The 17,702-nt window shown below is 64.4% G+C and carries 17 protein-coding genes; 5 read left to right on the top strand and 12 right to left on the bottom strand.

All coding sequences use genetic code 11. The annotated features are described in order from the left end of the window. Positions 1-7: 7 nt before the first annotated feature. Genes XH83_RS09905 through XH83_RS09885 form a run of 5 tightly spaced genes read right to left on the bottom strand, consistent with a single transcriptional unit; the run spans position 8 to position 5,369 of the window. The gene (locus tag XH83_RS09905; RefSeq protein ID WP_194408218.1) at positions 8-2,293 is read right to left on the bottom strand and encodes a heavy metal translocating P-type ATPase; all 2,286 of its coding nucleotides are present in this window, start codon (positions 2,291-2,293) and stop codon (positions 8-10) included. A gap of 29 nt (positions 2,294-2,322) precedes the next feature. Next, positions 2,323-2,934, bottom strand: coding sequence for an EF-hand domain-containing protein (locus XH83_RS09900; RefSeq protein WP_371746311.1), 612 nt, complete (start codon positions 2,932-2,934; stop codon positions 2,323-2,325). 36 nt (positions 2,935-2,970) lie between these two features. Continuing rightward, positions 2,971-3,165 carry a DUF2783 domain-containing protein gene (locus tag XH83_RS09895; RefSeq protein ID WP_194406814.1) on the bottom strand — a complete coding sequence of 65 codons (195 nt, stop codon included), beginning with the start codon at positions 3,163-3,165 and terminating at the stop codon, positions 2,971-2,973. Continuing rightward, entirely contained in the window at positions 3,162-4,799 is a 1,638-nt protein-coding gene (locus XH83_RS09890; protein WP_194406813.1) for an FAD-dependent oxidoreductase, read from the bottom strand. The genes XH83_RS09895 and XH83_RS09890 overlap by 4 nt, the downstream gene beginning before the upstream one ends. 27 nt (positions 4,800-4,826) lie before the next feature. After that, positions 4,827-5,369, bottom strand: coding sequence for a VOC family protein (locus XH83_RS09885; RefSeq protein ID WP_194406812.1), 543 nt, complete (start codon positions 5,367-5,369; stop codon positions 4,827-4,829). A 122-nt stretch (positions 5,370-5,491) separates the two neighbouring features. On the opposite strand from XH83_RS09885, the gene XH83_RS09880 reads away from it, so the two are divergent. Further along, entirely contained in the window at positions 5,492-5,986 is a 495-nt protein-coding gene (locus XH83_RS09880) for a MarR family winged helix-turn-helix transcriptional regulator (protein ID WP_194406811.1), read from the top strand. On the opposite strand, the gene XH83_RS09875 is transcribed toward XH83_RS09880, so the two are convergent. After that, positions 5,983-6,522, bottom strand: coding sequence for an Lrp/AsnC family transcriptional regulator (locus tag XH83_RS09875; RefSeq protein WP_194406810.1), 540 nt, complete (start codon positions 6,520-6,522; stop codon positions 5,983-5,985). The two genes, XH83_RS09880 and XH83_RS09875, sit on opposite strands and share 4 nt — an antisense overlap. 139 nt (positions 6,523-6,661) lie before the next feature. Here XH83_RS09875 and hppD point away from each other — a divergent pair, with 139 nt between their 5' ends. Together hppD and XH83_RS09865 are read left to right on the top strand one after the other, a co-directional pair. After that, positions 6,662-7,765 (top strand): 4-hydroxyphenylpyruvate dioxygenase, encoded by a 1,104-nt coding sequence (gene hppD, locus XH83_RS09870; RefSeq protein WP_194406809.1) that lies wholly within the window; start codon positions 6,662-6,664, stop codon positions 7,763-7,765. Next, positions 7,762-8,157 carry a Rieske 2Fe-2S domain-containing protein gene (locus XH83_RS09865; protein WP_210347012.1) on the top strand — a complete coding sequence of 132 codons (396 nt, stop codon included), beginning with the start codon at positions 7,762-7,764 and terminating at the stop codon, positions 8,155-8,157. Before hppD ends, XH83_RS09865 begins: the two co-directional genes overlap by 4 nt. Positions 8,158-8,164: 7 nt before the next feature. Here XH83_RS09865 and XH83_RS09860 read toward each other — a convergent pair whose 3' ends face one another. The 4 genes from XH83_RS09860 to XH83_RS09845 form a co-directional block, all read right to left on the bottom strand. Continuing rightward, entirely contained in the window at positions 8,165-9,034 is an 870-nt protein-coding gene (locus XH83_RS09860) for a fumarylacetoacetate hydrolase family protein (protein ID WP_194408215.1), read from the bottom strand. A 34-nt stretch (positions 9,035-9,068) separates the two neighbouring features. Then, positions 9,069-10,049, bottom strand: a complete 981-nt coding sequence (gene hpaD, locus XH83_RS09855) for a 3,4-dihydroxyphenylacetate 2,3-dioxygenase (protein ID WP_194406808.1) — start codon at positions 10,047-10,049, stop codon at positions 9,069-9,071. Between the two features lie 29 nt (positions 10,050-10,078). Continuing rightward, positions 10,079-11,596 (bottom strand): 5-carboxymethyl-2-hydroxymuconate semialdehyde dehydrogenase, encoded by a 1,518-nt coding sequence (gene hpaE / locus XH83_RS09850; protein WP_194406807.1) that lies wholly within the window; start codon positions 11,594-11,596, stop codon positions 10,079-10,081. Positions 11,597-12,129: 533 nt separating this feature from the next. Beyond that, positions 12,130-12,804 (bottom strand): hypothetical protein, encoded by a 675-nt coding sequence (locus XH83_RS09845; protein ID WP_194406806.1) that lies wholly within the window; start codon positions 12,802-12,804, stop codon positions 12,130-12,132. A gap of 334 nt (positions 12,805-13,138) precedes the next feature. Between XH83_RS09845 and XH83_RS09840 the strand changes: the two genes are divergently transcribed. Beyond that, the gene (locus XH83_RS09840; RefSeq protein WP_194406805.1) at positions 13,139-13,480 is read left to right on the top strand and encodes a hypothetical protein; all 342 of its coding nucleotides are present in this window, start codon (positions 13,139-13,141) and stop codon (positions 13,478-13,480) included. A 538-nt stretch (positions 13,481-14,018) separates the two neighbouring features. Continuing rightward, positions 14,019-15,254, top strand: coding sequence for an RNA polymerase sigma factor (locus tag XH83_RS09835; RefSeq protein ID WP_194406804.1), 1,236 nt, complete (start codon positions 14,019-14,021; stop codon positions 15,252-15,254). Between the two features lie 125 nt (positions 15,255-15,379). Here the strand turns inward: XH83_RS09835 and XH83_RS09830 are convergent, their stop codons facing one another. Further along, positions 15,380-15,727, bottom strand: a complete 348-nt coding sequence (locus XH83_RS09830) for a YciI family protein (protein WP_194406803.1) — start codon at positions 15,725-15,727, stop codon at positions 15,380-15,382. 98 nt (positions 15,728-15,825) lie between these two features. Beyond that, positions 15,826-17,154, bottom strand: coding sequence for an MATE family efflux transporter (locus tag XH83_RS09825; protein ID WP_194406802.1), 1,329 nt, complete (start codon positions 17,152-17,154; stop codon positions 15,826-15,828). Positions 17,155-17,702 lie beyond the last annotated feature (548 nt).

Below are 17,702 nucleotides of genomic sequence, written 5' to 3'. Positions count from 1 at the left end.
TTGCCGCCTATGCCGCCACGGCCTCGTAGATGTCCTCCTCCTGGGCCGTGTGCATGCGCACCAGCGTCTCGATCGCCTCGATCACGCGTTGGGCGTCTCGAATGAGGTAGCGGTCGATCTTCTCTGACGGCAGATCCTCCGCGATCCGGGCGAGCAGCCGCGCGAGATGCAGGATCTCGCGATGCGCACGGCTCATGGCAGAGAGCCCGTGGCGGTCGCGCAGCACTTGCGTGAGCTTCGGATAGACGCTGTCTTCATCCTCGCGTTCGTGCAGCACGACGCTGCTCTGGACCAGTCGGTGCGCCTCACCAATCAAGGCGGCCGTGGATTCGGGCTCCGCATCGTCAAGCGCATCGACGATCTGGCGCAAGCGATCGAGGTCTTTGAGCAGCGCCTGATGATCGTGATGCAACGTCAGTCCCTGCTCTGCGGTGAGGCGCGGACCATTCCTGAGCAGGGGCGGATTGAGTGCCCGCAGCGCGTTCAGGATGACGGCGACGTCGATCACCTCCTGAACGATCGCGGCGGGCACGGGATCGAGCCAGCCGAGGCTGGCGGCAGCCATTGCCGCAAATGACAATCCCATCCCGACGAAAATGCTTTGCAGGGCAATGCGCCGCGCCCGCTGCGCGATGACGATCGCTTCGCCGACCCGATCCAGCCGGTCCGTGAGAATCACCACGTCCGCCGCCTCGGAGGAGGCGCTTGCACCCCGCGCGCCGAGCGCGACGCCGGTATCGGCCACGGCCAGCGCAGGGGCGTCATTGATGCCGTCCCCGACCATGATGGTCGGATGCAGACGCTGTTCGCTCCGCACCGCCTCGACCTTGTCCGAGGGAACGCGATCGGCCAGCACGGCATCGAGATCGAGCGCCGCTCCGATGGCCTGCGCCGCCGCGGCACGATCACCCGTGACCATCACCATCCGCGCGATGCCTGCATCGCGCAGCAGCCGGATCGCCCGTGGCGTGTCGGCGCGCAATTCGTCTGCCAGCAGCAACGCGCCGACGAGACGGCCGTCCACCGCGACAAAGACGATCAGCGCCGAGCGCCACGACGCACGACGAATTGCCCGCAACTCCCACGGCGACATCTCGGCGTGCGAAAGAAGCATCTCCCGCGAGCCCGCCACCACCTGGCGTCCGTCGATCCGGCCGCTGAGGCCGGACCCCATGGTCTCCTTGACGTGATCCGGCGGCTTCAGCGCGAGCCCGCGGGCGAGCGCCGCACCGACGACGGCTTTGGCAAGCACGTGATGCGAAGCTTGTTCGAGCGACGCCCCGAGCCTGAGGACCTCATCCGGATCCTCTCCCGGCGCAACTTCGACGGACAGCAATCGCGCTCCGCCGACCGTCAAGGTCCCGGTCTTGTCGAACAGCACGGTGTGCGCACGGGCCAACGCCTCCAGCGCCTTCCCGCCCTTGACCAGAATGCCGCGGCGAGCGGCTCGCGCCACCCCGGCGATGAAGGCGACGGGCGCGGCCAGGATCAAGGGGCACGGCGTCGCCGCCACCAACACGGCAAGACTGCGGGTCACGTCACCGGAGATGTACCAGGCCACAAAGGCGATGACGAGAGTCACCGGCAGGAAGATCAGCGCGTACCGGTCGGCGAGCCGCACAAAGGGAGCTCTCGCAGTTTGCGCTGCCGTCACCATGCGTACGATCCCCGCGTAGGTGCTCTCGCTGGCCGCCGCGGTCACGGTCAATTGGAAGGTCTCGCCCGCATTCAGAGACCCGGACAGAACGGCGCTTCCGCGTGTCTTCTCCACCGGGATCGGCTCGCCGGTCACCGCGGACTCGTCGATCACCACGAAGGCCGAGGCGACCACTCCGTCGACCGGTATGATCTCGCCCGCCTTGACCAGAAGCTCTTCGCCGGTCGTGACGTCCTCGATCGCGACATCCTCGATGCGCTCGCCGGACTTGCGATGGACCTGCCGCGGCGCGCGATCGACCAGGGACCTGAGATCATGCTCCGCCCGTGCGACCGCGATCTCCTCCAGCACGTTGCCGCCGGAATACATCAGCGCGACCACGGCGCCTGCGAGCGGCTGTCCGAGCGCCAACGCCGCGCTCATCGAGAGCAGAGCGATCGCGTCCACTCCGACGCGGCCTGTCAGCAGATCCTGGATGATCGAGACCGCCAATCCTGCAATCACAGGCGCCGTGCCGAGCGACCACGCGACCTCGGCCAGATCAGGTCGGCCCGCGGCCCGCGCGAGAATGCCGGCAGTCAACCCGGCGATTGCGATCGCAACCAGAGCCCATCGCAGGACCCGATCAAACGATATGGCCTGGCGCGCCTGCCCTTCGGTTCGGCTCACTGCTGTGGCGCGACGTGGCTCTTGTTCCTGTGCATGAACGCCATCATCTCCTCAAAGGTGAGCTTTCCGTCCTTGTCGCGATCCATTGCCTTGAAAATTCGCTCGTGAGCGACCTGAAACTCCGGCAACGAGACGGTTCCGTCGCCATCGGCATCCATCAGCGCGAAGATGATGCGGAAGACGACCGGCGACTGCACGGCATCACCGCCTGTCGCGCCATGCCCCTTCATTCCTTGTCCCATCATTCCCATCATATCTCCACCGCGCATCGAGCCTTGCCGCTCGGCGGACGGATTTGCAGGAGAACTCGACTGCGGCGACGCCGGCGCCTGGTCCTGTCCTGGATGATGGCTCTGATGGTCCGCTGGCGATTGAGCCAAAGCTGGCGGGCTCAGGACGGTGAACAGCAACGCTGCGGCAACGGTTCGGCCTACCATGGGGCTTCCTCCGATCCTGGTGTGGCCTGAGAGGATGGCGAACTTCGCCGAGCTCACCTTGAGCCAAGTCAAGAAGAGGTGCCCCCGTGGCTTTTCGACGCGAGCGACCTCGGCGCCGCATTCAGCCGGCGAGATCGCGCGACAGGAACCCGGCGCCGCCTGCGGCTTCATACGACCTCTTGCCTCGATGCGGCCGGCGTCCGCGACCTAGCCGCCGCCTCTGCGGGCGCAGCCGATCGCCTCCGTCAGCACCTTGCGGTCGCCGATGTGATTGGCGAGCAACAGGACCAGGCGGGCGTTCATGCGCAGGGCCTGCTCCTCGTCGAGATCGCGCTGGCTGTTGATCAGTTCGGCGTAGAAATCGTCGGGGTCGGCGATGTTCGGCGACAGATTCAGCGTCATGCGGCAAGCTCCGTCCGGTCGGCGGTGTCGTGGCCGGCGGCACGCAACAGCGCCTGGGTGATCTCCGCCTCGTCGAATCCGCTCCAGCGCGCGGCAACATATTGATCCGGGCGGAACAGATAGGTGGTTCCGGGCGAAGCGCCGTAGCGCTGCGCAAGGAGACCTGTGGGGTCCTCGATGTCACGGCCGACGAGAATGAGTTTTGCCGCGAACGGCCCCACCGTGATTTCGGTCTTGTCGCTCACCTTCCCGAAGGCCACAACCGTGAAGCCGTCGCCGAGACAATGCAGGAACCAGGCGGGCTTGCCGTCCACCGCAATCGGCGCATCCGCCGCATTCGTGCCGGGCCGCATGCTGCCCGGCAACGCATCGTGGTCGGGAGTCTTGAGCACTGATGTCACATAAGGGGTCGGCGTCGAAAGCCGGCCGCTGTTGACCAGCGGTCGCGCAAAACCGTGATGCCGGGCGAGCTCCAGCACGGCGTCGCGGAAATAGCGGCTCGATTTCGTCTTCGGGGTGATGAAGTCGGTGGCCCGCGTCGAGTTCAGGATGTTGTCGTCCGCGGCATAGGCACGCTCCTCGTGATAGCTGTCGAGGAGGGCTTCCGAGGCTTCGCCGCGCAGCACCATCGCGAGCTTCCAGGCGAGATTGTCGACATCCTGGACGCCGGTATTGGCGCCGCGCGCGCCGAACGGCGAGACCTGATGCGCGGCGTCGCCGGCGAACAGCACCCTGCCCTGCCGGAAATTGTCGATGCGACGGCAGGCGAACTGATAGATCGAGATCCATTCGAGCGTGAATTCGGTGTCCTCGCCGAGCATCGCGCGGATGCGCGGGATCACCCGCTCCGGCCGCTTTTCCTCATCGGGATCGGCCTCCCAGCCGAGCTGGAAGTCGATCCGCCAGATGTTGCCGGCCTGCCGGTGCAGCAGGACGGACTGGCCGGGATGGAACGGCGGATCGAACCAGAACCAGCGCTCGGTCGGGAAATCCGCTTTCATCGCGACGTCGGCGATCAGGAAGCGGTCCTGGAAGAACTGACCGGTGAACTCGGCGCCCACCATCTTGCGCACGTCGGAATTGGCGCCGTCGCAGGCGATGACCCATTGCGCCTCCATGGTGAAGATGCCGTCGGGCGTTTCCACCGCCAAGGTCGCATGGTCGGCGGCCTGCTTGAGGCTGATGAGACGGTGCTTCCAGCGCAGCTCGACCAGCGGATTGGCCTTGCATTTGGCCACCAGCATCTCTTCCAGATGATATTGCTGCAGATTGATCATGGCCGGCCATTGATGGTCGGCCTCGGGCAGCAGATCGAACTGGTAGGACAGCTCGTCCCGGAAGAACACCTTGCCGACGTTCCAGCTGACGCCGCGCTCGACCATGGGCGCGGCGCAACCGAGGCGGTCCCATATCTCGAGCGGACGCTTGGCGTAGCAGACCGCGCGCGAGCCGATCGAGACCGTGTCGTTGTCGTCGAGCACCACGACCGGCTGGCCACGTGCCGCGCAGTCCAGCGCCGCGGTGAGGCCGATGGGACCTGCACCGATCACCACGATCGGATGCCGCTTCACGATCCCCTCGGCCTGCTCCTGGGAACGTCGATAGCCGAACTTCGGATAGATGTAGCTCGTCATGTTCGCTTCCTGATGCACGGCCGGAGATCAATGCGCGTCCGCGAATTCCTTCTCGTGCATCCAGGCGGTGTGGCGCGGCGGACGCTTGGTGCGCGACCATTCCTCGACCATCTCATGCGCGACCGACTTCATGCGGTCGATCTGATCGGGCGTGGCCGTCCAGGCCGCGATCTCCAGGCGATGGCCGCTGGGATCGCGGAAATAGATCGATTTGAAGATGGTGTGGTCGGTGACGCCGACGACGTCGAGGCCGGCGGCCTCCGCGTGCGCTTTGGCCTCTTCGAGCTCGGCGAGGTCCTTGACCTGGAAGGCGATGTGCTGGGTCCACTCCGGCGTGTTGGGATCGCGGCCCATCGGCGGCGAGTTCGGCAGCTCAAAGAAGGCGAGGATGTTGCCGTTCCCGGCATCGAGGAAGATGTGCATGTAGGGATCGGGCGCCTTGGTCGAAGGCACGCGGTCCTCGGCTATGGCGCCGAGCAGATCCATGTTCATGACCTTCTTGTAGAACGCGACGGTGGCCTTGGCGTCGACGCAGCGATAGGCGACGTGATGGATCTTCTCGATCTTCATGATTTCGCTCCCTGGATTGCGGTTGCGAAATTCGTATCAGATGTTACTATTTCCTGGATTTGATCTGAATCAATCGGCCCGGAAGAATCTGGCTGTGGACCTAAAGGCGCGGAAACGGCGTGATGGGATGTTCGGGTGAAGCACGAGGCCGGGCCGCAGCCGCCGACCGTGTCACGGCGCAGGATGGCGGCGGGCTCGACCTGCAGCGATATTTTCCGTACCGGCTGGCGCGCCTCGCCGAGCAGGTGTCGCTCGCCGTTGCCGAGGTCTATTCCGAGCGTTTTGCGCTGACGCGGCAGGAATGGCGCGTGCTTGCGATCCTCGGCGGACGGGCGGAGATTGCGACCAAGGAGATCGGTCCGCTGACGACGCTCGACAAGATGCAGGTCAGCCGCGCCGTGCAGGCCCTGGAAGCGCGCGGCGTCGCCAGCCGCAAGCATCATCCGGACGATCGGCGTGAGCTGATCGTCTCACTGACCTCGGCCGGCCGCACGCTCTATCGCAAGATCGTGCCCTTCGCGCTGGCGCGGGAGACGGAGCTGCTGAGCGTGCTCACCGCCGAAGAAGTGAAGGTGCTCGACCGGGTGATGCACAAGCTGTCGGCAGCGCTCAGCTAGCTGGACTGTCTAGATCGCTGTGATGAACCTTTCCTTCGCGACCTGGAGCCCTCCGCAGCACGCGTCTCGGCAGGGATGAGGTGCCCAAGCGGCAATTGCGAGGTCTGCTTCAAGCGGTCGAGAACGATGGACGAGCGCACATGCGCGACGCTGTCGTGCGGCAGAAACACCTCGTTGAGCAGCCGCGAGAGCGCCTTCAGATCGGTGATCGTCGCCTTGACGAGGTAGTCCGCTTCGCCCGTGAGCGCATAGGCTTCCTGCACCTCCTCCAGGCTCTCGATCAGCTTGAGGAAGCGCCGCGAATTGTCCGGCGAGTGGGTCGCAAGCGTCACCTGCACGAAGACGACGATGCCGAGTCCGAGCGCTTCTCGGTCGAGATGGGCGTGGTAGCTCGCAATCGCGCCGGCATCTTCGAGCGCGGCGCGGCGGCGTGAGCATTGCGATGCCGACAAACCCACGATGTCGGCCAGCTCGAAATTCGACAGACGTCCATCGGATTGAAGCGCCTGCAGCAATTTGACGTCGAACTGGTCCATGCGTGATCCTTGCGCGAAACTGCAGATATTCGCATGTTTCACGCATAGCTGGGCTTTGTCGAGCGGATTTTGCGGAGATCGTGCAGCCGGGCGGCAGTATATTTCGTGTCGGAGCAGATCCCATTCCAGGAGCGCGACATTGGGCCCCTTCCCTCACGATGCCCCACCCGCCACCATTTCGGCAATCAACCCGGCCGGCACCGATGGCTTCGAGTTCGTCGAGTTCGCCCATCCGGAGCCGCAGAAGCTCGCCAAGCTCTTCGAGCAGATGGGCTACACGGAGGTCGCCCGGCACAAGACCAAGGACATCTCCCTTTGGCGCCAGGGAAAGATCAATTACGTCCTGAACCGGGAGCCGAACTCCCATGCCGCGCGCTTCGTCGCCGAGCACGGGCCTTGCGCGCCGGCGATGGCCTGGCGCGTCGTCGACGCCAAACACGCGCTGAAGCGCGTCCTCGAGCTCGGCGGCACCGAATATACCGGCAACGACAAGTCGCTCGACGTGCCGGCCGTCGTCGGCATCGGCGGATCCCTGCTGTACCTGGTCGAGACCTACGGCGCGAAAGGCTCGCCCTATTCCGCCGAGTATGACTGGATCGGTGAGGTCGATCCGGCTCCGAAGGGCGTGGGGTTCTACTATCTCGATCACCTCACGCACAACGTCATGCGCGGAAACATGGACACCTGGTACAAGTTCTACAGCCAGACGTTCAATTTCCGCGAGATCCGCTACTTCGACATTTCGGGCAAGCTGACCGGCCTGACCTCGCGCGCCCTGACGTCACCCTGCGGCAAGATCCGAATCCCGATCAACGAAAGCGCCGACGACAAGAGCCAGATCGAAGAATATCTGCGCCAGTACAAGGGCGAAGGCATCCAGCACATCGCCGTCGGCACCGACGACATCTATGCGGCGACCGACGCCATCGCCGGCCGCGGGCTCGAATTCATGCCGGGCCCGCCCTCGATCTATTACGACAAATCGTTCGACCGCGTGAAGGGCCACACCGAGCCGCTCGATCGCATGCGCAAGCACGGAATCCTGATCGACGGTGAAGGTGTCGTCAATGGCGGGGCGACCCGCATCCTGCTCCAGATCTTCTCCAAGACCGTGATCGGCCCGATCTTCTTCGAGTTCATCCAGAGGAAGGGCGACGACGGTTTTGGCGAGGGCAATTTCAAGGCCCTGTTCGAGAGCATCGAGGCCGACCAGATTCAGCGCGGCGTGCTTAAGGCGTCCTGAGGGAGGCAGCCATATCTGACGCATGGAAGAGCTATCGCGGCGCTCCAGCCGAAGGCGCAATCCTGTGCGAGGCCGTTGACATCGGCGAAGGAAGCCTCAAATCCATCAAGTTCGGCCCGGCTGATTTTCCGGTCCTGATCGTGAGGTCGGCGGGCACTTTGGTGGCCTATGTCAACGCATGTCCCCACCAGTACCTGCCGCTCGATCATCGCGGCTCCAACGTGCTGAGCGCGGACGGTGCGGTGCTTCGGTGCACCAATCACAGCGCCGGATTCCGCGTTCGGGACGGCGTTGGCGTCGAAGGACTCGGCCAGGACTGCGTGCTCGATGCCATTCCGATCGTCGTGGACGACGAGGGCCGCATTCGCGTGCGTGCCGCCTTGCCGACGTGATCGGAGATCACGCCTCATCCGCGACCGTGTTGCGGAGCACGCCGATGCCCTCCGCCTCCACCTCGACGACGTCGCCGGGCTTGAGCCAGATCGGCGGATCGAAACGCGCGCCCGCACCCGTCGGCGTACCCGTCACGATGACATCGCCGGGAACCAGGGTCGTGAACGTGGAGATGTAGTTGATGATCTTGCGGAAGGAGAAGATCATCCGGCTGGTGCGGTCCTGCTGGCGGACTTCACCGTTGACCCGGGTTTCCAGCCTGATGTCGGCAAGCTGGCTCTCATCGGTATAGGGGACAAGCCAGGGTCCGATCGAACCGGTACCGTCAAAATTCTTGCCCTGCGTCACGTTGAACTTGGCGTGCCGGACCCAATCGCGGATCGTGCCTTCGTTGCATAGCGACAGCGCGGCGATATGGTCGAGCGCCGCGGCTTGCGCAATGCGGCGACCGCCCTTGCCGATCACGATGACGATCTCGCCTTCGTAATCGAGCTGCGGGCTCTCGGGGGGACGCAGCAGGGCTTGTTCATGGCCCGTGAACGAGCGCGGAAAGCGGATGAAGAGCGAGGGATTGGAGGGGGCCGCCTGCCCGTCTTTGTATTCCTCGTTGCGGTCGGGAAAGTTGACGCCGACGCAGATGATCTTTTCCGGTGCCGGCACCGGAATTTCATAGCGGATGTCCTCGACCGGAAAATCCGCCGACAGCGCGGCGCTCTCTTCGGCCAGGGACTGCAACGCGCCGTCTTCGATCACTTCACGCAAAGAGGACCAGCGCTTGCCGTGACGCCGGGACAGATCGATGACACCGCGATCCACCAGCAAGCCATAGCCGAGCGAGCCGTTGCGGGTGAAGCTGATGAACCTCGGACGAGACATGCGTGGCCTTTCTTCTACTGTGTTCTCGGCCCGATCAGGGAGCGATGATCGGCTGGGCCGCCAGCTCGGCGTCGCGCGGCGCAACTCCGGCGAAGAGGCTGCCGTGCTCGAACCAGGATTTCGGCGCGGGCGCTCCCCACAGCGTCTGACGCTGCGGATCCTTCAGGTCCCATTTGATCGGCTCGAGATCGGGATCGACCGTCTGGTAGTCCGAGCAGTAGATTTCGATGCGGTGGCCATCGGGATCGAGGATGTAGAGGAAGAAGGCATTCGAGATGCCGTGGCGACCTGGACCACGTTCGATGTTGGAGACCCACCCCGTCGTTGCCATGAGGTCGAGCAGATCGATGATGTTGAGCGGGGTCGGCACCCAGAATGCCGTGTGGTGCAGGCGCGGGCCGCGGCCATTGGTGAAGGCGAGATCGTGAACGCCGCCTTTGCGGTGGGTCCAGGCGGCCCATAAGCGTCCGGTCTCCTCATCCGCCGTGTACTCCGTCACGCGGAAGCCGATCTCGTTGTAGAAGGCGACGGATTCATCGACGTTCGGCGAGAAGCAATTGAAGTGGTCGATGCGGAGCGGCTTCACGCCCTTGTAGAGAGCGTATTTCTGGTGGATGGGCGGCAGCCTGTCCATCTTGGAATAGAACTCGAGCGGAATGCCGTGGGGATCGCGGGTGCGGAACGTGCGCGATTGATAGGGACGCTCCACCCATTCGACCGGCAAATCCTTGCTCTTGAAGAAGTGGACGGCCTTGTCGAGGTCTTCCTCGCCGAACAATTTGAAGCCGAGATCGCGGGCCTCGATCTTGTCGGACTTCCTCAGCACGATGCAATGGTGCCCGCGCTCTTCCATCGCGCGAAGGTAGATCGCATCGGAGCTCTCGTCGGTCACCTGCAGACCGAGCGTGTCGACATAGAACGCGCGGGACTTGGCGAGATCGCTCACGCCAAATTCGACATGACTGAGACGTACGATATTGAACGGCGGATAAAGGTTAGGCGTCGGCAATGCCATGATGTCCTCCTTGATCTGCTGCGGACCGCTTAGCCGCCCAATTTCTGGATGTTATGCGCCTTGGTCGCAAACGCCACGTTCTTCGTCTCCATATAGAAATCGAACGACCAATCTCCACCGTCGCGTCCGATACCGGAACTCTTCACGCCGCCGAACGGCGTCGGCAGATGGCGCACATTCTCCGAATTGACCCAGATCATGCCGGCCTGCAGCCGGTCGGTGAGGCGGAAGGCGCGCGTGACGTCCGATGTCCAGAGATAGCCGGTGAGGCCATACTGGACATCGTTGGCGAGCGCGAGCGCCTCGGCTTCGTCCTTGAACGGAATCGCCGTCAGGACGGGGCCGAAGATCTCCTCCTGCGCGATGCGCATCTGGTTGTTGGCGCCGGTAAAGAGCGTCGGGGCGACGTAGCAGCCGCCGCCGGGACCATCGACCTTGTGGCCGCCGGTAGCAATCGTCGCGCCCTCCGACCTGCCGATCTCGAAATAGCCGAGCACCTTCTTCTCGTGGACGGGATGGATCAACGGACCGATGACGGTCTCGGGATCGAGCGGATGCCCGACCTTGATCCGGCCGGCCTTCTCCGCAACCATCGCCGTGAACTTGTCATGGATGCTCGCCTCGACGAGCAGGCGCGAGGACGAGGTGCAGCGCTCGCCATTGAGCGAGTAGATCATGAACACCGCCGCGTCCGCGGCACGATCGAGATCGGCATCGGCGAACACGATCACCGGGTTCTTGCCGCCGAGTTCGAAGTGAACACGCTTCAAGGTATCGGCGCCCTGCTTCATGATCATCGAGCCGGTGCGGCCCTCCCCGACGAAGCCGATCGCCTTGACGAGCGGGTGCTCGGTCAGCGCCTTGCCGGCGTCCTCGCCAAGACCGTTGACGAGATTCCAGACGCCCTTGGGCAGGCCGGCCTCTTCCGCGATCTCGACCAGGAGACGCGCGGTCAGCGGCGAAAATTCGGCCGGCTTGTGAACGATGGTGCAGCCGGCCGCAAGCGCCGGCGCGATCTTCCACGTCGACAGCATGAAGGGCGTGTTCCAGGGCGTGATGATGCCCACCGGACCGATCGGCACGCGGGTGGTCATGTTGACCTGGCCGTCGGTGCGAAGCGTCTTGCCATCGCGCGCCTCGGGCGCGCGGTCGGCGTAGAAGCGGAAATTCTCGGCGCCCCGCAGCGCGGCCTTGGCCATGAATTTCAGGGACTGCCCGGTATCCATGCATTCGACGAAGGCAATTTCCTCGGCGCGGGCGACGATGGCGTCGGCAACTTTGTGCAAGAGCGCTTTCCGGGCTTCCCCAGATGTCTCGGCCCATTGCGGAAAGGCTGCGTGCGCGGCCTTCGCGGCCCGGTCGATGTCCGCGGCCTTGCCATGCGCCACCTTGGCAAGCGGCTTCAGATCGACGGGAGAGATCGTTTCGAACGTCGCGCCGTCGGCAGCCGGGACGTCATCGCCGCCGATCCGGTTCAGCACGCCCTTCTCCTTGAAGCGAGCAAGGTGGCGCTCCGCCTTGTCGATGTTTTCCTGAAGCTTGGACACGACGGTTCACTCCCCTTGTGCCGGACCGCATGTGGGCAGCGACCCGCTGTTTGTTTTCGCAAAGCCAGTGACGAACGGCATCGCCCCTGTCGACGCATCAAGCCGGGGCGTCATTCAATATATTTAACATGTTAAGTATTACGACCCGTGTCAAGCGCTTTCGCGCCCCGAGCGCGAACCTGGCTCGAGAGGTTCCACGACCGAACGCCCGGATCTTCCCGATGTCGTCGGGAAATCCCAATCGGATCAATTCCGGATGGAGGGAATGTTGCGCTTGCATCGAGCGAAGCGACGGACGTCGACGCACTTGCAGGCGCGGTCCTGGCGCAGCCGCCTCAGATCCAGGCCAGCGCCGTCGGCAATTCGGGGGTCAGCAGCTTGCCGGCTGGGCCGGAGCAGCGAACCTCCGAATGCCGGCATAAGAACAGTTTGATAGAAGCGGGGAGTTTCTCGAACTCCCCCTCAAACGCCGATCTGCCTGGGCGGGCCGCGAACGACCTCCTCCCACAAGCCGTAAGGGGTTGGTCCGCCGTTCAATGCGGGTGACCTGAACCCGTCTGCGCCGGGACGGGCACGATGATGAGAGCAAAGGGCGAACCTTCGCCGGCAACGAAGGCCGCTCCGCCCTCCGCTTCGCCGCCCGAGCCGAGATCGGCGTTGGTCAGGTAGGGGGCGTAGAACATCACATGAGGCGGGAAGCTTTCGGTGCCTCCCTTTGAGTCAGGCACGATATTCTCCTTCGACAGCATGTAGATGATGCCCGGGCGGGTCGGCGGCCGGAACAAGCCCTTGATGAGCCCATCGGCCATGAAACGCCTGATCTCTTCGGGGCTCTTTCCCTGGCCGCGCAGTTCGGCGACCTTCAGCATGCGCGGCAGATGCGAGCGCGCCCCTTCTGCATCCAGGCATTCGGGCTCCTGGCTGGTGGTCATCGAATGCTGGACCAGGGCCGTGAAACCATTCTCGCTATCTCGTATTTTGACGTAGCCAGACTTCTCGAGAACATAGACTGCCGCCTTGCTCGCCACCGCCGGCGGGCAAGCGCTGAGCGCCATGGCAACCTCTGTTTCCCGATCCATCAGCCGCGGCATCCCGCTCGGAGCAGACGCTGGCTGAGCCATCGCCGTACTGGCCACCATCGGCGCGAGCAGCCCCAACAAGCAGATGGCGTCCAACGACGGGATGATCCCGTGATGTCGGCTTGTCATGAGATGTTCTCCTGGTTTTGGCTTGATGCCGGACGAGAACCGCCGAGGGCCCGGCGGGCCGAGCCAGCTCGGGCGCGAGATCGACGTCGTGCCCTCTAGACGTTCGAGCCGGCGCGGAATCGACAGAAGGCCAACATTTTTTCGGCGGGCAATGGCGTGCCGGCCGTCCGGCGCCCTCGCGCGTCGTCAGTGACCGGACCAATCGGCCCTGTCGCGCCGCGAAGACCGCCGCCTGTTCGATTGGCCAGCCGGCTGTGCCAATGGCCATAGGACATCCCGGCCCGGCGGATTTAACCTCGGGGCGCGGGACCGACACTTCGCCGGGAGAATAGCGATGATCGCCACTGCGAACCCACAGCCGTCCGACGAGCACGCGCCCTTCAGGCTCAATGCCTACCAGCAGGCGGCCGCTCGAAACTACAATCACGGCGACCTCGCCCGTCTCGCGAGTATGGAGTTCAAGGACTTCAACGAATTCCAGGATCACCTGCGCGCGACGGTGAGCGACGAACTCTTTACCTCCATCCTGATCGAGCTCAACGACGTCGACTGTGAATCGATCGGGCAGGCGCGCGATCGTATCGCGCGCGCGCTGATGAACAACCTGTTCGGGACCCCCTATGAGCTCGATCTCGAATCGAGGGCTGCGCGGCGCATTCCTGTCACGTGCCTCTGACGAGACGAGCCTGATCGCCGTAGCGCTGTTCAGTGCGGCGGCGAGATCGTCCCGGCAGGCGCGGGCCTGCGATCGACGGGCAATAGCGCAGGTCCACCAGGCTCGCTGCGACGGCGCCGATTATTGCGAAAGCCAGTTGACCCGCTCCGCTCCACCGCGGCGGCACGGAGGACAACGACAGTGCCAAGGCAGGCAGACAGAGGATCGGCCACAGCGCCGCCTTGACGAGCCGTATCGGTCTCGGCTCCCACCGCTTGACGTGTCCGCCATGGAGAAGCCAGTCGAGCATCAGGCTCACGACTGAAAGCGCCATAAGCACGCCATGCCGGAGCATTCCCGATAAAGAGCCCGGAGCAGCGGGCTGCCTTGCCTAGAACTCGCTCTACATGCTAAGGTAGAGCGCTGGGAATTTCGCCCGGAAAATTCCAGCAGATGGTGCCCGTCTCGATCGAGAAAGTCGCGCCTGATCGGGCCGCTATGCGATGCGAGCTTGGAATTCGAGCGCCAGGGTCGTAGCCGAGAGTTGGTCGCCATTCGTATGCCGGTGAATGCATCGCCCTTCGATCAGGTTTTCCGGGAATCGGGTGCGCGGATTGTCGCCGCTCTGACCGCACGCTACCGCGATCTCGATCTTGCAGAGGAGGCCTTTTCGGAGGCCTGCACGCGCGCGATCGAGGCGTGGCCCAGTCCCAGCGCACCAAGCGATCCGGCGGCTTGGCTCTATCGCGTGGCCGATCGCCACGCACTCGACCTGCTACGCCAACGGCGTGTCCGCGCGCAACTGGCCCCCGAGCCGCCACCGCCAACGCCGACGATCGAAGATGCGCTTGCGGACGACGCCAATCTCATTCCCGATGAAAGGCTGAGGCTCATTTTCATCTGCTGCCACCCTGCGGTGACGCCCGACGCCCGCGCGGCGCTGACCTTGCGGCTTGTCTGTGGTCTTTCCGTCCCCGAGATTGCGCGTGCGTTCCTGGTCGCCGAGACGACGATGGCGCAGCGGCTGGTGCGCGCCAAGCGCAAGATCGCCGAAGCCGGCGTGCCGTTCCAGGTGCCGGGACCCGAGGCGTGGCCGGAGCGACTGAACTCGGTGTTGTCGACCCTCGAGGTCGCCTATGCCAAGGCGCATGAGGATGCGGCCGGCGCAGGACCTCATGCCGGCTATGCGGCCGAGATGCTGGGCCTGACGCGGATATTGGCGGAGCTTCTGCCGCACGAGCCGGACGTGATCGCCTTGGCCGCTCTGGTCAACTTTGCCGAAGCGCGCCGTCCCGCACGCCTCGATGCGCATGGCGCCATGGTGCCGCTGTCCGAGCAGGACCCCATGTTATGGCAACGGCTGCTGATCGAGGATGGCGAGCGCTATCTTGCCCGCGCCACGAGCCTCGGGTCGCAACGCCCGCGCGTGCTGCAGGCGGCCATTCACGGGGCCTGGTGTGCCCGCCGCAGCCTCGCCGAACCTCCACCATGGCCGGAGGTGCTGCAGCTCTATGACGCCCTGCTCTCCGTTCGAGACGATCCGATCGTGCGATTGAATCGGGCGGTCGTCCTTGCCGAAGTTGCCGGCGTCGCCACAGCCCTGGCGGAGGTGGAGACGCTCGACGGCGCGGCCTTCGCGAAATTCCCACCCTATCACGCGGTTCGCGCCGATCTGCTGGGACGGAATGGGCAGAAGGAAGCGGCGTGCGAGGCCTACGCAGCGGCGCTCGCGCTGGGCTTGCCGTCGGCGGAGCAGCTCTGGATGGAGCAGCGCCTCGCAAGCCTCGGCAAATAGCGCGATTGGCCCCCGCGAGGAATTCCAACCAATCGATCCGGCGCAAGACCCGCTTACGCCACGGACGCCCCGTCGGCGGGCCGACCATCGGGAAGCGACGGTTGGCACGCCCCGCCATACCATCACTAGCCCAATACGGGCCGGATCTCGACGGCGCCGTCTTTCAGAAACGGAATCTTCTTGGCGATCATGATGGCGGCGTCGAGGTCGGGCGCATCGATGACGTAGAATCCGCCGAGCTGTTCCTTGGCGTCGGCAAACGGGCCATCGTGAACGACCTGAACGCCGTCGGCGGCCGTGCGAACGGTTGTTGCAAGAGCGACGCTCTTGAGGCCTGCGCCGGCGATCCTCGCGTTACCGACCTCCTGACTGAATGCAATGTGCCTGGCGCCGAGGTGCTGCATCGCGGCGGCATTGCCGCGCTCGGCGTCAAAAGCGGCTTCGTCTCGATAGATCAAGAAAGCGTATTGCATGGTTTTCTCCTCTTTCCTTAGCGAAGCGACGGCGTGCTCCTTCACACGACAGTCGATTCAACCTCTCCGAGTCGGATATTTCGCGATGTCCTCGTTCGTCATGCCGTTCGACAGCGCCAAGAGCCGAGCCCGAAGGCCAGCGCAGTGCCGCCACCATAGATGATCAAGCCGACATTGATAGCGGCATAAACCGCCTCGAGGCCACCGCCGAGCGCGATGCCGGCCAACGCACCGCCCCCGACGGCGACGACGAGCCGCGTGCTCGCAAAGAAGAGCGGCCAGAACGGGCGGCCAGCGCCGAGCGACGCGAAGAAGAGCGTGCCGGCAATGCCGACGAATGGGAAGGCCGGCGCAACCGTACGCAGATAGCCGATGCCGGCATCCAGCACGGCTGGATCGCTGCTGAACAAGCCGATCCAGACCGCCGGCAACGAGAATCCGAACACCCCGATTGCACCGGATACGCCGGCGGCGAGACCGGCGCCGATCCAGGCGATGCGCTCGGCCCTTGCCACCTGGCCAGCACCCATGTTCGCGCCGACCATGGCGATGACCGCAGTGCCGATGCCGGCAAAGACCGGGATCTGCGCCCCCTCGAGGCGCGAGCCGATTCCGTAGCCGGCAAGAGCCTCGGTGCCGAAATGCGCGACCAGCCATGCGATCAGCAGCAGCGTGCCGCTCGTCACGAGGTTGTTCGCCGCTGCCGGCAGACCGATGCGCAGGACCTGCCAGAACACGCGGAGCTCGATCCGTCGGCAGCGAAGCGGATTGATCTGCGTGCGGCCCGACAGGATATAGACGGCCAGGAAAGTGGTCGCGCCGACGTAGAAGATCACCGTGGCCAGCCCGGCGCCGACAATCCCGAGCTGCGGCAGCGGCCCCCAGCCCATGATGAGTGCCGGCGAAAGGATCAGGGTCACCGCGGCCCCGACAAGCGTCACGAGGGACGGCAGGCGCAATATGGCCGCCCCCCGCAGGATCGAGGTCAGGATATTGTAGAGCCAAAGCGCAGTCATGCCGGCGAAGAACACCCCGCCATAGGTGACGGCGGCTTCGAGCGCGCCGCCCGTGGCCCCCATGGCACGAAACAGGGCTGGCCCGCCGAGCAGCTCGGCGGCGGTGAATCCAAGACCGAACAGGATACCGAGGATGATCGCGTGCAGCGCAGCGGCGTCGGCCAACTCCAAGCGCCGCGCGCCCAGAGCCTGGGCAACGACTGCCGACACGCCACCACCGATCCCCGCCGTCGACATCGTCAGCATGAGCGTCACCAGGGGGACCACCAGCGTAATGCCCGCTACCGCGTCATATCCGAGCCAGCTGATGTAGTAGGCTTCCATCAGGACAAGCGCCGCCTGTACGACGATGACGGCGAGATTGCCGACGATGAGCCGCAGCATCGTGGGAAGGATCGCGCCCTCCAGCATGGCACGCGTGCGCGGTGACACCGCCGGAAGGGCGACCTTGGGCGGCTCGGCGGCGGCCTGCGCTGAAATGGTATAGGTCGGCGCCATGGTCAGCTTCCCCTGGGAGGAACTCTGCCTCGTAGACGGCCGACTTCGCTCGGAATCGACACTGCGCAGGATTTTTTTTGCGATTGCGCGTCGCGAAGCAATCGGACGGCGATGGGCGGACACACCCCACCGTCACCTTCCCTGCAACGAGCCCCGTTGGCGCGCGCCTCGCGTCGATCCGAATGTTCTTTCGGCCATGGCCGATCGTCTTCCTGATGATGCAGCCGCGAAGCTGCTAGCGTTGATGCGACAGGAGCCGCACCGGAGACGTCCCATGACCAGCACGCTTGAGTTGGTAAGGGCGGCAATCTCCTGATCGGAGTAGCCGTGAGTTCTTCTTCGCCACGTTGTCGATGATGATCTTGAACACATGCCCATGTACCTCGGTGCGGATTCGGCCGGCCCGGGTCTTGGTGTCGCTCGTTGCATGTCTCCGAATTGCTTCCAGGAGACTGCACAAT

This window comes from Bradyrhizobium sp. CCBAU 53351, from assembly GCF_015291745.1.
Classification (GTDB): domain Bacteria; phylum Pseudomonadota; class Alphaproteobacteria; order Rhizobiales; family Xanthobacteraceae; genus Bradyrhizobium.
The sequence above is the reverse complement of the archived record's forward strand: the minus strand, read 5'-3'. Positions and strand labels throughout refer to the sequence as shown.

Coding starts and splice junctions, on each gene's coding strand:
- hpaD (WP_194406808.1), bottom strand. CDS start 10,049: ATGGCATTGCCGACGCCTAACCTTTATCCGCCGTTCAATATCGTACGT.
- XH83_RS09895 (WP_194406814.1), bottom strand. CDS start 3,165: ATGACGCTGAATCTGTCGCCGAACATCGCCGACCCCGACGATTTCTAC.
- XH83_RS09860 (WP_194408215.1), bottom strand. CDS start 9,034: ATGTCTCGTCCGAGGTTCATCAGCTTCACCCGCAACGGCTCGCTCGGC.
- XH83_RS09890 (WP_194406813.1), bottom strand. CDS start 4,799: ATGACGAGCTACATCTATCCGAAGTTCGGCTATCGACGTTCCCAGGAG.
- XH83_RS09845 (WP_194406806.1), bottom strand. CDS start 12,804: ATGACAAGCCGACATCACGGGATCATCCCGTCGTTGGACGCCATCTGC.
- XH83_RS09840 (WP_194406805.1), top strand. CDS start 13,139: ATGATCGCCACTGCGAACCCACAGCCGTCCGACGAGCACGCGCCCTTC.
- XH83_RS09900 (WP_371746311.1), bottom strand. CDS start 2,934: ATGAAGCCGCAGGCGGCGCCGGGTTCCTGTCGCGCGATCTCGCCGGCT.
- XH83_RS09830 (WP_194406803.1), bottom strand. CDS start 15,727: ATGCAATACGCTTTCTTGATCTATCGAGACGAAGCCGCTTTTGACGCC.
- XH83_RS09825 (WP_194406802.1), bottom strand. CDS start 17,154: ATGCTGGAGGGCGCGATCCTTCCCACGATGCTGCGGCTCATCGTCGGC.
- XH83_RS09885 (WP_194406812.1), bottom strand. CDS start 5,369: ATGAAGATCGAGAAGATCCATCACGTCGCCTATCGCTGCGTCGACGCC.
- XH83_RS09875 (WP_194406810.1), bottom strand. CDS start 6,522: ATGGACCAGTTCGACGTCAAATTGCTGCAGGCGCTTCAATCCGATGGA.
- XH83_RS09835 (WP_194406804.1), top strand. CDS start 14,019: ATGCCGGTGAATGCATCGCCCTTCGATCAGGTTTTCCGGGAATCGGGT.
- XH83_RS09880 (WP_194406811.1), top strand. CDS start 5,492: ATGGGATGTTCGGGTGAAGCACGAGGCCGGGCCGCAGCCGCCGACCGT.